The organism is Streptococcus sp. FDAARGOS_522 (genome assembly GCF_003812445.1).
Classification (GTDB): domain Bacteria; phylum Bacillota; class Bacilli; order Lactobacillales; family Streptococcaceae; genus Streptococcus; species Streptococcus agalactiae.
This window is the reverse complement of the sequence record NZ_CP033808.1, coordinates 957,043-970,824: the sequence shown is the minus strand read 5'-3', so window position 1 is coordinate 970,824 and position 13,782 is coordinate 957,043. Positions and strand designations below refer to the sequence as shown.

Here is a 13,782-nt window from a genome sequence, read left to right as displayed (position 1 = left end):
GGAGGTGCAGTATGTCACAAGAAAAACTAAAATCAAAATTAGATCAAGCAAAAGGTGGTGCTAAAGAAGGCTTTGGCAAAATAACCGGTGATAAAGAGTTAGAAGCAAAAGGATTTATCGAAAAAACAATTGCTAAAGGCAAAGAACTAGCAGATGATGCTAAAGATGCTGTCAAAGAAAAACTGAAGTAACAAATAACCGCTCATTTAACGAGCGGTTATTTGTTATCTTTTTGTCTATCAGAACAGATATAGATGAGTTTAAAGAAGCGATTGATAAAGGCTATATTTCAGGGAACACAGTAGCGATAGTGCGTAAAAACGGAAAGATATTTGATTATGTGTTACTACACGAAGAAGTGAGAGAAGAAGAGGTTGTTACAGTTGAGAGAGTGCTTGATGTACTGAGGAAGTTATCATAATAACGGACCAAAATTCGCCCCAAAAAGTATTTTAAAATAGAATAAAATAAAAAAATATGCTTTTTATTATGGATGTATCGTGTATTTTAACCTTTAATATATCCTATTTTAATGGTAGAGAAGTTGGCAGGGGACATATTAAAACCTTTTTTGAGATGTTAGGAAGGATTTTATTCTTTAGACTAGTGTTGAGAAAATAACAAAACTTAAATAAGATTATTTAAGTTTTGTTTAAGGTGAACTTTGTATACTTTAAATATCCTAAATAAACTTTTCTTTTCATGTTCTTTGTTTTACTGATGAAGAACAATCTCCTAATATTTGCAACTCATAATGATTTGAGTTGCATTTTTTATTGCAAAAAATATAAGTCAGATTCTGAAAAAATGTTATAATAATTACCATGAATAAAAAAGGAAGTCCTATGTCACAAAAATCAAACTATTTTAAAGGGCAAATTGATTATGCTGTTGTGATACCAGTATTTTTTTTATTAATGATTGGTTTAGCCTCAATTTATGTTGCAACGATGAATGATTATCCTTCTAATATCTATATCGCGATGTTTCAGCAGGTGTCTTGGATTATTATGGGGTGTATTATTGCATTTGTCGTTATGCTTTTCAGTACTGAATTTTTATGGAAAGCCACGCCCTATCTGTATGCTTTAGGACTAACCCTAATGGTTCTTCCCTTAATTTTTTATAGTCCACAGCTTTTTGCGGCAACAGGTGCTAAAAATTGGGTGACCATTGGCTCGGTAACTTTGTTTCAACCGTCAGAGTTTATGAAGATTTCCTATATTTTAATGTTATCTCGAATAACTGTTAGTTTTCATCAGAAAAATCGCAAAACTTTTCAAGATGATTGGAAGTTGCTAGGATTGTTTGGTTTGGTTACATTGCCAGTGATGATTCTTCTAATGTTACAAAAAGATTTAGGAACAGCATTAGTTTTCCTTGCCATTTTGTCAGGTTTAATCCTTTTATCGGGCATATCTTGGTGGATAATCTTGCCAATTTTATCTACTATCGTTCTTTTTATAGCTAGCTTTTTGATGATTTTTATCTCACCAAACGGCAAGGAATGGTTTTATAATTTGGGGATGGATACATATCAAATCAACCGTTTATCTGCTTGGATTGATCCATTTAGTTTTGCAGACTCAATTGCTTATCAACAAACACAGGGTATGGTATCAATTGGAAGTGGCGGGGTAACAGGTAAAGGTTTTAATATTTTAGAGCTCTCGGTTCCTGTTCGTGAAAGTGACATGATTTTTACTGTCATTGCTGAGAATTTTGGCTTCATTGGTTCGGCGATTGTTTTAGGGTTATATCTCATTATCATTTACCGTATGTTAAGGATCACCATTGAATCTAATAATCAATTTTATACTTTTATATCAACTGGTTTTATCATGATGATTGTTTTCCATGTTTTGGAAAATATTGGTGCAGCAGTTGGTATATTACCTCTAACAGGAATCCCACTTCCGTTTATTTCGCAAGGTGGAAGTTCATTACTAAGTAATCTTATTGGAATTGGATTGGTCTTATCCATGTCTTATCAAAATACAGTTCGTCAGGCCAAGGCTAATGGATCACATTTGAAGTATCGTAGTATATAACAAAAAAAGGTTGGAAAGATAATCCAGCCTTTTAATAATCGAAATATTTTAGAGGAGTGAGTTAATTAAGTAAGGTGGTAGCTATAAAAAATCGTAATAATATGATATAATAAAGGGTATGAATTATCATGATTATATTTGGGATTTGGGTGGTACACTACTTGATAATTACGAAAGTTCCACACGTGCTTTTGTAGAGACTTTGAAAGAATTTGGATATCAAGCAGACCACGATAGTGTGTATCAAAAATTAAAAGAGTCAACAGCAGATGCAATTGCATATTTTATCCCTGAAGAAGCTGATTTTTTAAAAGAGTATAAGGCTAATGAAGCTAAGGTTTTGGAAACACCAATTCTATTCCAAGGGGCAAAAGAACTTTTAGCGAAAATTCAAAGACAAGGTAGTCGTAATTTTTTGGTGTCTCATCGTGATAATCAAGTTATAGTTATTCTGGAAAAAACAGAAATTATTGACTATTTTACAGAAGTAGTGACTGCTGATAACGGCTTTTCAAGGAAACCTAGTCCCGAGAGTATGCTTTATTTGAAAGAAAAATACCAAATTGATAATTGTTTAGTAATAGGCGATCGTGATATAGATAAGCAAGCAGGAGAATCGGCTGGTTTTGATACCTTATTAGTCGATGGGTCAAAATCATTGATGGAGATAATAGAGTAAATGACAGAAGAAACAAAGAATATGGAACAACGTGCTCAAGAATATGACGCAAGTCAGATTCAAGTATTAGAAGGTTTAGAAGCTGTTCGCATGCGTCCAGGCATGTATATCGGTTCGACTTCGAAAGAAGGGCTTCATCACCTTGTATGGGAAATTGTTGATAACTCAATTGATGAAGCCTTAGCTGGATTTGCAGGACATATTAAAGTTTACATTGAACCAGATAACTCTATTACAGTTGTTGATGATGGTCGCGGTATTCCGGTAGATATCCAAGAAAAAACTGGAAGACCAGCTGTAGAGACAGTTTTTACAGTTCTCCATGCCGGTGGTAAATTTGGTGGTGGCGGATACAAGGTTTCTGGTGGCTTACATGGTGTAGGGTCATCTGTTGTTAATGCATTGTCAACACAATTAGATGTCAAGGTTTATAAAAATGGCAAGGTTCATTATCAAGAATACCAACGCGGTGTTGTTGTTAATGATCTTGAAATTATCGGTGATACTGACTTATCAGGAACAACAGTTCACTTTACGCCTGACCCAGAAATTTTCACTGAAACCACTGTATTTGATTTTGATAAATTAGCCAAACGTATTCAGGAATTAGCTTTTTTAAATCGTGGACTAAGAATCTCCATTTCAGACAAGCGAGAAGGTCAAGAAGTTGAAAAAGAATATCACTATGAAGGTGGTATAGGTTCATACGTTGAGTTTATCAATGAGAACAAAGAAGTGATTTTGGAAAATCCTATTTATACTGACGGTGAATTAGATGGTATTTCAGTTGAAGTAGCAATGCAGTATACTACTGGATATCAAGAGACTGTTATGAGTTTTGCAAATAACATCCACACTCATGAAGGAGGAACGCACGAACAAGGATTTCGTACTGCCTTGACACGTGTGATTAATGATTACGCTAAAAAGAATAAGATTCTCAAAGAAAATGAAGATAATTTAACTGGAGAAGATGTTCGTGAAGGTTTAACAGCAGTTATATCTGTTAAACATCCAAATCCACAATTTGAAGGACAAACTAAAACAAAACTTGGAAATTCTGAAGTTGTTAAAATTACAAATCGTCTCTTTAGCGAAGCTTTCAATCGATTCCTATTAGAAAATCCACAAGTAGCTAAGAAGATTGTTGAAAAAGGAATTTTGGCATCTAAAGCCCGTATTGCAGCAAAACGGGCGCGTGAAGTAACACGTAAAAAGTCAGGCTTAGAGATTTCAAACTTACCTGGGAAACTGGCTGATTGCTCATCTAATAATGCTGAGATGAATGAACTTTTTATAGTGGAGGGAGATTCTGCGGGAGGGTCTGCAAAATCAGGACGTAATCGTGAGTTTCAAGCAATTTTACCGATTAGGGGTAAGATTCTAAACGTTGAAAAAGCTACAATGGATAAAATTTTAGCAAACGAAGAAATCCGAAGTCTCTTCACAGCTATGGGAACTGGATTTGGTGCAGATTTTGATGTATCAAAAGTCAGATATCAAAAATTAGTCATTATGACTGATGCCGATGTTGATGGAGCTCACATCAGAACTTTACTTTTAACTCTGATTTATCGTTTTATGCGACCTGTTTTGGAAGCAGGATATGTTTATATCGCTCAACCACCAATCTATGGTGTCAAAGTAGGAAGTGAGATTAAAGCTTATATTCAGCCAGGGGTCAATCAAGAAGAGGAATTACGTCAAGCTCTAGATACCTATAGTTCAGGACGTTCAAAACCTACTGTACAACGTTACAAAGGTCTAGGTGAGATGGATGACCATCAACTTTGGGAAACAACAATGGATCCTGAAAACCGCTTGATGGCACGTGTCTCAGTTGATGATGCAGCAGAAGCAGATAAGATTTTCGATATGCTAATGGGAGATCGAGTAGAACCACGACGTGAATTCATTGAAGCTAATGCTGTTTATAGTAACTTAGATATCTAGTCCAAAGATAGCTTTGAAAAACAGTTCAAGTATGCTATAATCTTAACGTTATAGTAGATTTTTAGAAAATTAGACCATTATAAGGAGAGTTGAATGTCGAGCGGAATCATATTGCTGCTTGTGGCTATAGTCCTGCTTGTGATTATTGCCTACATAGTCGGCGTCGTAATAAGAAAACGTAATGATACATTAATTGCAAACTTAGAAACTAGAAAACAAGAGTTAGTTGACCTTCCTGTGCAAGAGGAGATTGAGCAAGTCAAATTGCTTCATTTGATTGGCCAAAGTCAATCAACTTTTAGAGAATGGAACCAAAAATGGACTGATTTATCAACTAATTCATTTAAAGATATTGATTTTCATTTAGTTGAAGCTGAAAATCTTAATGATTCATTTAATTTTGTGCGTGCTAAGCACGAGATTGATAATGTTGATAGTCAGCTAACTATTATAGAAGAAGATATTGTTTCGATTCGTGAAGCTTTAGAAGTTTTAAAAGAGCAAGAAGAGAAAAATAGTGCCCGTGTAACACATGCTTTGGACCTATACGAAACACTTCAAAAATCAATTTCTGAAAAAGAAGATAATTACGGGACAACCATGCCAGAAATTGAAAAGCAGTTGAAAAATATCGAGGCTGAATTTTCACATTTTGTGACCTTAAACTCAACTGGTGACCCGATTGAAGCTTCTGAAGTTTTGAATAAAGCAGAGGAGCATACGATTGCTTTAGGGCAAATTACAGAACAAATTCCAGCTATTGTTGCTAAATTAGAAGACGATTTTCCAGATCAGTTAGATGATTTGGAGACAGGATATCGTCGTCTTTTAGAGGAAAACTACCATTTCCCTGAAAAGGATATTGAACAACGTTTTCAAGAAGTTCGTGAGGCTATTCGTTCGAATTCAGATGGTTTAGTTAGTTTGGATCTAGATCGTGCTCGCGATGAAAATGAACATATTCAAGAAAAAATTGATAAACTTTATGATATTTTTGAACGTGAGATTGCTGCTTATAAAGTAGCTCATAAGGATAGTAAAATTATTCCTCAATTCCTTGCTCATGCAAAATCTAACAATGAACAACTGGGGCATGAAATCAAACGATTATCTGCTAAATATATCTTAAATGAAAATGAAAGCTTAAGTTTACGTTCCTTCACAAATGATTTGGAAGAAATTGAAACAAAGGTTTTACCTTCTGTAGAAAATTTTGGTCAAGAAGCTTCACCTTATACTCATCTACAAATTTTATTTGAGCGTACGTTGAAAACATTGACTACTGTTGAAGAAAATCAAATGGAAGTTTTTGAAGCCGTTAAAACTATTGAAAGCGTTGAGACACGAGCACGCCAAAATATGGATAAGTATGTTAACAAGCTCCATATGATTAAACGTTTCATGGAAAAACGCAATCTTCCAGGAATCCCGCAAGACTTCTTAAGCACTTTCTTTACAACAAGTTCTCAAATTGAGGCACTTATTAATGAACTCAGTCGCGGTCGTATTGATATTGAGGCTGTTTCACGTTTAAATGATGTGACTACAAATGCTATCGCTAATTTAGAGCAAGCTACATATCTAGTTGTTCAAGATGCGACTCTCACAGAGCAGTTACTACAGTATTCAAACCGTTATCGTAGTTTTGAACAAAATGTGCAAAAGAGCTTTGAACAAGCTTTGTACTTATTTGAAGTTGAACATAACTATAAAGCATCTTTCGATGAAATTTCATACGCACTTGAGACTGTGGAACCAGGTGTAACTGACCGTTTTGTGACGTCTTATGAAAAGACACAAGAACGTATTCGTTTCTAAAAAAGAAGAGTTAGTACTCTTCTTTTTTTAATTGCTATCTATGAAAGGTGCTAATTTTAAGGTACAATAGTAAAAAAGTTTTGGAGGTTTTAAATGATTAAAGGTTTGTTAGTCATGGACGTTGATTCAACCTTAATAATGGAAGAAGCTATTGATTTATTAGCTATTGAAGCAGGGGTGGGGAAACAGGTTGCTGCACTGACTGACGCTGCAATGCGTGGCGAGTTAGATTTTGAAGAAGCTTTGAAGAAAAGAGTAGCGCTACTTAAAGGTTTGCCTGTTACTATTTTGACAGATATATTATCCTCAATACATTTTACTCCAGGGGCTTATGAATTGATTAAAGAGTGTCACAAGCGTCAGATGAAAGTTGGTCTTGTATCAGGAGGTTTTCACGAGACGATTGATATCTTAGCTAAGCAATTACAAGTTGATTATGTCAAAGCGAATCGTCTTGGTGTCAAAGGTGGTTTTCTCACTGGCGAAGTTGAGGGAGAGATTGTCACTAAAGAAGTGAAAAAAATAAAGTTAAAAGAGTGGGCTTCTGAAAATCACTTAGACCTTTCACAAACCATCGCAATGGGAGATGGTGCCAATGATTTACCAATGATCAAATCCGCTGGGGTAGGAATTGCTTTTTGTGCAAAACCAATTGTCAGAGAAGAAGCTGCGTATCAGATTAATGAAAAAAATTTGCTTAAGGTATTTGATATTATTGATGCAAATGAAAACTAGGCCTTTATTAAGCCTAGTTTTTAGATTAAGGATTTTAAGAGTTTTATTTGAGAGGGTATTAATTTGTTTTTAGATAAAAATAAATCAATATATTCTGGTTTTAACCAGATATAGTCAACGGTCTCTCCTTCTTGCAATGTAATTATATCTTTTGCACCATTATATTTTGCGATAAAATGGTCTACAAAGTAAGAACGCTCAGAGAACCACTCTCTATTAAGAAAGGTTAGACATTGAGGAACGATACCAGTTTCTTCTTTGAGTTCCCTTAGAATAGCTTGCTTAGCATTTTCTCCTTTAAGGGCAGATCCGCCAGCGGTGGCTTCGAAATAAGCAGGAAAAGCTTTCTTTTTAGGGTGCCGTTTCATCATCAATACGTCACCATCCTCATGAAAAAGGATAACATCAACAACTAAGTGGAATAAGCCTTGTGGGATATTTTGATCCCTATTAAGTGTAAGACCTGTAATGAACCCATATTGGTCATAAGCATCCCAAATTTCCATTAGACCTCCTTGTTATTTTTGACTAAAGAAATGTTGCCATAGACTTTTTTTAGGAGACTCCTCTTTTTTTGGTGAATTGAATAAATCAGGGAATTGTGTCTCAAAATCGTTCCATTCAACGTTTTCAGCCTTATCACTATGTATAATAATACCAAATGGAGAATTGGCATTTGCTTCATTAACAATCGTAGCAGCTAGTGATAGACGGTTAGCTAACTTCATGTAGAACATTTGAACATCAGTAGGGAGATTTGGTGATAATTTTAAACTAAGATTAGGATATTCAAGTATCAGATTATTAAGAGCAGATGTTATAGCAAGTTGAAACTTTTCTTCTTGTGCCTCTTTTAAACTTAAGTGGAGCACAACTCTTTCTTTATAAGTACCAAGGTAGTAACGTTGTTGATCAGGATCAAGACGATTTTCACCACTTGCTTTTTGTAGGATTTTATTGTCAAGTTCAGTCATAATTTCTCCTTGAATTTGCTAATTTTATTATAACCTAAAAGGGTTGCATTAGCACAGGTAAACTTGAAAAGAATTAGTGATTTTTTTATCAAAAATCACGTAATAAAGCGGTTTCACTGGGTTTTTCCTTGTTATTAACTAAAGATTATGATATTATGAATATGTAAAAAATTAAAACTCATAAGGAGAGTATTGTAATGTCAATTATTACTGATGTTTACGCACGCGAAGTCCTTGACTCACGCGGTAACCCAACACTTGAAGTAGAAGTTTATACAGAATCAGGTGCTTTCGGACGTGGTATGGTTCCTTCAGGAGCTTCTACTGGTGAACACGAAGCAGTTGAACTTCGTGACGGCGACAAGTCTCGTTACGGTGGTCTTGGAACACAAAAAGCTGTTGACAACGTAAACAACGTTATTGCAGAAGCAATCATTGGTTATGATGTACGCGACCAACAAGCTATCGACCGTGCTATGATCGCTCTTGACGGAACTCCTAATAAAGGTAAATTAGGTGCAAATGCTATTCTTGGTGTTTCTATTGCCGTAGCACGTGCTGCAGCTGATTACCTTGAAGTACCACTTTACAGCTACCTTGGTGGATTCAACACTAAAGTTCTTCCAACTCCAATGATGAACATCATCAACGGTGGTTCTCACTCAGACGCTCCAATCGCATTCCAAGAATTCATGATTATGCCAGTTGGTGCACCAACTTTCAAAGAAGCACTTCGTTGGGGTGCTGAAGTATTCCATGCTCTTAAGAAAATCCTTAAAGAACGTGGTCTTGAAACAGCTGTTGGTGATGAAGGTGGATTTGCACCTAAATTTGAAGGTACTGAAGATGGTGTAGAAACTATTCTTAAAGCTATTGAAGCAGCTGGTTACGAAGCTGGCGAAAATGGAATCATGATTGGTTTTGACTGTGCTTCATCAGAGTTCTACGATGCAGAACGTAAAGTATACGACTACGGTAAATTCGAAGGTGAAGGTGGAGCAGTTCGTACTGCTGCAGAACAAATCGATTACCTTGAAGAATTGGTTAACAAATACCCAATCATCACTATTGAAGATGGTATGGATGAAAACGACTGGGATGGTTGGAAAGCTCTTACAGAACGCCTTGGTGGACGTGTACAATTAGTTGGTGACGATTTCTTCGTTACAAATACTGATTACTTAGCACGTGGTATCAAAGAAGAAGCTGCTAACTCAATCCTTATCAAAGTTAACCAAATCGGTACTTTGACAGAAACTTTCGAAGCCATTGAAATGGCTAAAGAAGCAGGTTACACTGCGGTTGTATCACACCGTTCAGGTGAAACTGAAGATTCAACAATCGCTGATATCGCAGTTGCAACTAACGCTGGTCAAATTAAAACAGGTTCATTATCACGTACTGACCGTATTGCTAAATACAACCAATTACTTCGTATCGAAGACCAACTTGGTGAAGTTGCTCAATACAAAGGTATCAAATCATTCTACAACTTAAAAAAATAGTCTCAGATTATTAAACAGTTGAAAATATAATAAAAACCATCTTGCATATGCAAGATGGTTTTTATGTACACATTATAATAATAGAATTGATTTGATAATAGACTTCCTGCGAAACAAAATATGGTACAATAGTTCTATGAATTATGAAGCAAGCAAACAATTAACTGATGTACGATTTAAGCGCCTTGTTGGTGTTCAGCGCACTACTTTTGAAGAGATGTTAGCTGTGTTAAAAACAGCTTATCAACGTAAACACGCAAAAGGTGGCCGAACCCCTAAGTTAAGCTTAGAAGATCTCCTCATGGCTACTCTTCAATACATGCGAGAATACCGCACTTATGAACAAATTGCGGCTGATTTTGGCATTCACGAAAGCAACTTAATCCGTCGAAGTCAATGGGTTGAATCAACTCTTATTCAAAGTGGTTTTACGATTTCAAAAACTCATCTTAGTGCTGAGGATACGGTGATTGTGGATGCAACAGAGGTAAAATCAATCGTCCTAAAAAATCAACTAGCGAATTATTCTGGTAAAAGAAATGTCATGCTATGAAGGCTCAGGCGATTGTCACAAGCCAAGGGAGAATTGTTTCTTTGGATATTGCAGTGAACTATTGCCACGATATGAAGTTGTTCAAAATGAGTCGCAGAAACATCGGACAAGCTGCTAAAATCTTGGCAGACAGTGGTTATCAAGGGATCATGAAGATGTATTCACAAGCGCAAACTCCGAGGAAATCAAGCAAACTTAAGCCACTAACTCTTGAAGATAAAACCTATAACCATACGCTATCCAAAGAGAGAATCAAGGTTGAGAATATTTTTGCCAAAGTAAAAACGTTTAAAATATTTTCAACAACCTATCGAAATCGACGCAAACGGTTTGGATTACGAATGAATTTGATTGCTGGAATGATCAACCGTGAACTAGGATTTTAGTTTCGCAGGAAGTCTAATAAACAGTTCTACCATTGCAATCCAGCAGCAGCGATTTCTGCTTTTGAAGCGTATTGTCCATTTGGACGATGCCACCTCCCTCTATAGTCACGTTTGTAGCCTTGACTAGTTTGTTCTTGTACTAGAGTTTCTTGTTTTTTCTGAGTTTCAGCTGCGAGCCTTGCTTGCTCCTCTTCTTGCTTCCTTTGAGCTTCAGCAGCAAGCCTTGCTTGTTCTTCTTCCAGTTTTTTCTGAGTTTCAGCAGCAGCTTTTTCCTCTTCAGCTTTCTTTTCTGCAAGTCGTTTTTCTTCTTCGTGCTTAGCGATAAGTTTTCTTTGTTCTTTAGCTGATAAGACAGTATTTTGAGCCTTTCCGCTGAGGTAGTCAATGGTAGCATTTGGTGAGGTATTCTCTAAGGTAACAGTGCTGATGCCGAATTGATCTTGAGTGGATTTGTTTCCGATAAAAATAGGTAATAATTTCCCAGTCTTATCAATACCAACATATTTTAATTCAATTTTTCTTGGAATTAGTTCATTATTTTGATAAATTGGTGTTACTTTATAATCTAAGTAGTAGTTTTTATGAGTCGAAAGCCAAGTCTTTAGTTGTTTTTCATAGAATAGCATGCTCTCAGGGTTAGATGAATTCGTGCTATTGTAGTTTCCAGTATTTAGCCAATTCGTCATTAGAACTAAATTCTTTCTTTCATTGTTTAGTCCACTAAATTGGTGGCAAATAAGACGGCCTCGGCTCATTAGCCAAGCTTTTTGAGTACCATCATTATAATAGAATTTAAAATTGTGCCATCCAACAGGGGTTGTTTTTAAACGTTTTACTCTCTTTTTCTTGGGTTCATCTTTAACTTTTAGCTGAATATGTGCGAATGTGGCACGACCTTTGTCATCCAACTCTCCTAAAACCAATTGTCGTTTGTGTTTAAAAGGTAAAGTACCATTCTCTTTTGTTTTATACTCTTGAGCAGTAACAATATTTTCTGTGGTATGATTTGTAGCTAGGTTTATTGGTGTGTAAAGCGAAATAACCGTTAGTAAGGTTGCAATTCCTAATTTTATAAACTGTTTTCTTTTCATCTGTTAACCTCTAAAATAACATAAAATAGTAGCTGTTTATTTTTAAATGCATTCTGAAAATTAAAATGTGATTTTTGTAACAATATTATAACATAATGATGTATGACATGTGAAGTTAATTTATAAAAGATGTTACAGCTATATAGAGGAGCTATAGTATAAATAAAAAATTCAAAATATAGCATATATTATGATACAATAATAGCAAAATAGATTTTGGGAGTTATCATGAAATTACTGACTAATGCAAATACTCTCAAGGGAACCATCCGTGTTCCTGGCGATAAATCAATAAGTCACAGGGCTATTATTTTTGGGAGTATATCTCAGGGAGTTACCCGAATTGTTGATGTCTTAAGAGGCGAGGATGTTTTATCAACTATAGAGGCTTTTAAACAAATGGGGGTTCTAATTGAAGACGATGGCGAGATAATCACTATCTATGGCAAAGGATTTGCAGGTTTAACACAACCGAATAATCTCTTAGACATGGGAAACTCTGGTACTTCAATGCGTCTGATAGCAGGTGTGTTAGCTGGTCAAGAGTTTGAAGTGACGATGGTTGGAGACAATAGTTTGTCAAAGAGACCTATGGATCGTATAGCATTGCCTTTAAGCAAAATGGGAGCTAGAATTTCGGGAGTAACTAACCGTGATTTACCACCATTAAAACTTCAAGGTACAAAAAAATTAAAACCTATTTTTTACCATTTACCCGTAGCTTCTGCACAAGTAAAATCAGCTTTAATTTTTGCGGCTTTACAAACTAAGGGAGAATCTCTCATTGTAGAAAAAGAGCAAACAAGGAATCATACTGAGGACATGATTCGGCAATTTGGTGGACATTTGGATATTAAAGATAAAGAAATTCGACTCAATGGCGGTCAGAGCTTAGTAGGACAAGATATAAGAGTTCCTGGTGATATTTCGAGTGCTGCCTTTTGGATAGTAGCGGGTCTTATTATTCCTAACAGTCATATTATTTTAGAAAACGTAGGTATAAACGAGACACGAACTGGAATCCTTGATGTCGTCAGTAAAATGGGTGGAAAAATTAAGTTATCTTCGGTTGATAATCAAGTAAAATCAGCAACCCTTGCAGTTGATTACTCTCATCTACAAGCTACTCATATTTCTGGGGCTATGATTCCACGTCTGATTGATGAATTACCTATTATTGCTCTTTTAGCAACACAAGCTCAAGGCACCACAGTCATAGCAGATGCTCAGGAATTAAAGGTGAAAGAGACAGATCGGATTCAGGTCGTTGTCGAATCGCTAAAACAGATGGGTGCTGATATTACTGCTACAGCAGATGGTATGATTATACGTGGTAATACCCCTCTTCACGCTGCTTCACTTGATTGTCATGGAGATCATAGAATAGGAATGATGATAGCTATTGCTGCTCTCTTGGTCAAAGAAGGCGAAGTAGATTTATCTGGTGAAGAAGCTATTAATACAAGCTATCCTAACTTTTTAGAACATTTGGAGGGATTAGTTAATGCCTAAGGTATTATTGGGATTCATGGGAGTTGGCAAGACTAGTGTTGCCAACTGCTTAGAAAATGAAGTAATTGATATGGATAGTCTGATTGAAAAACATATTGGTATGTCAATTTCCCGATTTTTTACAGAAGAAGGAGAAGCCTCCTTTCGTGCTTTAGAATCTCAATTTTTAAACGAACTTTTAAAGAAAAAAAATGAAGGACTTGTGATAGCTAGTGGAGGAGGTATTGTACTCCTTGAAGAAAATCGTCGTCTTTTAACTTTAAATCGTCATAATAATATTCTTTTAACAGGAAGTTTTGAAGTCTTATATCATCGTATAAAAAAAGATGAGAAGAATAGAAGACCATTATTTTTAAACCATTCAAAAGAAGAATTTTATGATATTTATCAAAAACGCATGTTACTCTATAGTGGTTTGTCTGATATGATTATTGATACCGATTATCTTACACCACAAAAAATAGCTACTGTAATTGGAGAGTCACTGGTTAATTTATCTAACTAAGTTATCACAGTTTGGTAGTA

14 protein-coding genes are annotated in these 13,782 nt (G+C 35.6%); 11 read left to right on the top strand and 3 right to left on the bottom strand.

The window, feature by feature from the left end:
• Nucleotides 1-11 precede the first annotated feature (11 nt).
• From EGX70_RS04765 to serB, 7 genes are all read left to right on the top strand, one after another.
• Nucleotides 12-191, top strand: coding sequence for a CsbD family protein (locus EGX70_RS04765; protein WP_000076709.1), 180 nt, complete (start codon nucleotides 12-14; stop codon nucleotides 189-191).
• Nucleotides 192-232: 41 nt separating this feature from the next.
• On the top strand, nucleotides 233-421 hold the full coding sequence (locus EGX70_RS04760) for a hypothetical protein (protein ID WP_000027835.1): 189 nt from the start codon (nucleotides 233-235) through the stop codon (nucleotides 419-421).
• 424 nt (nucleotides 422-845) lie between these two features.
• The gene (locus EGX70_RS04755; RefSeq protein WP_123947966.1) at nucleotides 846-2,051 is read left to right on the top strand and encodes an FtsW/RodA/SpoVE family cell cycle protein; all 1,206 of its coding nucleotides are present in this window, start codon (nucleotides 846-848) and stop codon (nucleotides 2,049-2,051) included.
• A 118-nt stretch (nucleotides 2,052-2,169) separates the two neighbouring features.
• On the top strand, nucleotides 2,170-2,730 hold the full coding sequence (locus EGX70_RS04750) for an HAD-IA family hydrolase (RefSeq protein ID WP_001106189.1): 561 nt from the start codon (nucleotides 2,170-2,172) through the stop codon (nucleotides 2,728-2,730).
• Entirely contained in the window at nucleotides 2,731-4,683 is a 1,953-nt protein-coding gene (gene gyrB / locus EGX70_RS04745; RefSeq protein WP_123947964.1) for a DNA topoisomerase (ATP-hydrolyzing) subunit B, read from the top strand.
• Between the two features lie 93 nt (nucleotides 4,684-4,776).
• Nucleotides 4,777-6,501, top strand: a complete 1,725-nt coding sequence (gene ezrA / locus EGX70_RS04740) for a septation ring formation regulator EzrA (protein WP_000094336.1) — start codon at nucleotides 4,777-4,779, stop codon at nucleotides 6,499-6,501.
• Between the two features lie 93 nt (nucleotides 6,502-6,594).
• The gene (serB, locus tag EGX70_RS04735) at nucleotides 6,595-7,236 is read left to right on the top strand and encodes a phosphoserine phosphatase SerB (protein WP_000589685.1); all 642 of its coding nucleotides are present in this window, start codon (nucleotides 6,595-6,597) and stop codon (nucleotides 7,234-7,236) included.
• Nucleotides 7,237-7,256: 20 nt separating this feature from the next.
• On the opposite strand, the gene EGX70_RS04730 is transcribed toward serB, so the two are convergent.
• Together EGX70_RS04730 and EGX70_RS04725 are read right to left on the bottom strand one after the other, a co-directional pair.
• Nucleotides 7,257-7,742 (bottom strand): NUDIX domain-containing protein, encoded by a 486-nt coding sequence (locus tag EGX70_RS04730; RefSeq protein WP_000409124.1) that lies wholly within the window; start codon nucleotides 7,740-7,742, stop codon nucleotides 7,257-7,259.
• Nucleotides 7,743-7,754: 12 nt separating this feature from the next.
• Nucleotides 7,755-8,210, bottom strand: a complete 456-nt coding sequence (locus EGX70_RS04725) for a YueI family protein (RefSeq protein ID WP_000137373.1) — start codon at nucleotides 8,208-8,210, stop codon at nucleotides 7,755-7,757.
• Between the two features lie 197 nt (nucleotides 8,211-8,407).
• Between EGX70_RS04725 and eno the strand changes: the two genes are divergently transcribed.
• Nucleotides 8,408-9,715: a surface-displayed alpha-enolase gene (eno, locus tag EGX70_RS04720; RefSeq protein WP_000022830.1), complete on the top strand. Its 1,308-nt coding sequence runs from the start codon at nucleotides 8,408-8,410 to the stop codon at nucleotides 9,713-9,715.
• 136 nt (nucleotides 9,716-9,851) lie between these two features.
• Nucleotides 9,852-10,654, top strand: a protein-coding gene (locus tag EGX70_RS04715) for an IS5 family transposase (RefSeq protein WP_123947962.1) whose coding sequence is annotated in 2 segments (ribosomal slippage) — nucleotides 9,852-10,248 and nucleotides 10,248-10,654 — 804 coding nt in all. Because the reading frame shifts where the segments join, the coding sequence is not laid out codon by codon here.
• A 26-nt stretch (nucleotides 10,655-10,680) separates the two neighbouring features.
• On the opposite strand, the gene EGX70_RS04710 is transcribed toward EGX70_RS04715, so the two are convergent.
• A complete protein-coding gene (locus EGX70_RS04710) occupies nucleotides 10,681-11,745 on the bottom strand; it encodes a DNA/RNA non-specific endonuclease (RefSeq protein WP_000823922.1) in 1,065 nt (354 codons plus the stop codon).
• Between the two features lie 228 nt (nucleotides 11,746-11,973).
• Here EGX70_RS04710 and aroA point away from each other — a divergent pair, with 228 nt between their 5' ends.
• Together aroA and EGX70_RS04700 are read left to right on the top strand one after the other, a co-directional pair.
• A complete protein-coding gene (gene aroA / locus EGX70_RS04705) occupies nucleotides 11,974-13,257 on the top strand; it encodes a 3-phosphoshikimate 1-carboxyvinyltransferase (RefSeq protein ID WP_000772013.1) in 1,284 nt (427 codons plus the stop codon).
• The gene (locus tag EGX70_RS04700; RefSeq protein WP_001127193.1) at nucleotides 13,250-13,762 is read left to right on the top strand and encodes a shikimate kinase; all 513 of its coding nucleotides are present in this window, start codon (nucleotides 13,250-13,252) and stop codon (nucleotides 13,760-13,762) included. Before aroA ends, EGX70_RS04700 begins: the two co-directional genes overlap by 8 nt.
• Nucleotides 13,763-13,782: the final 20 nt, after the last annotated feature.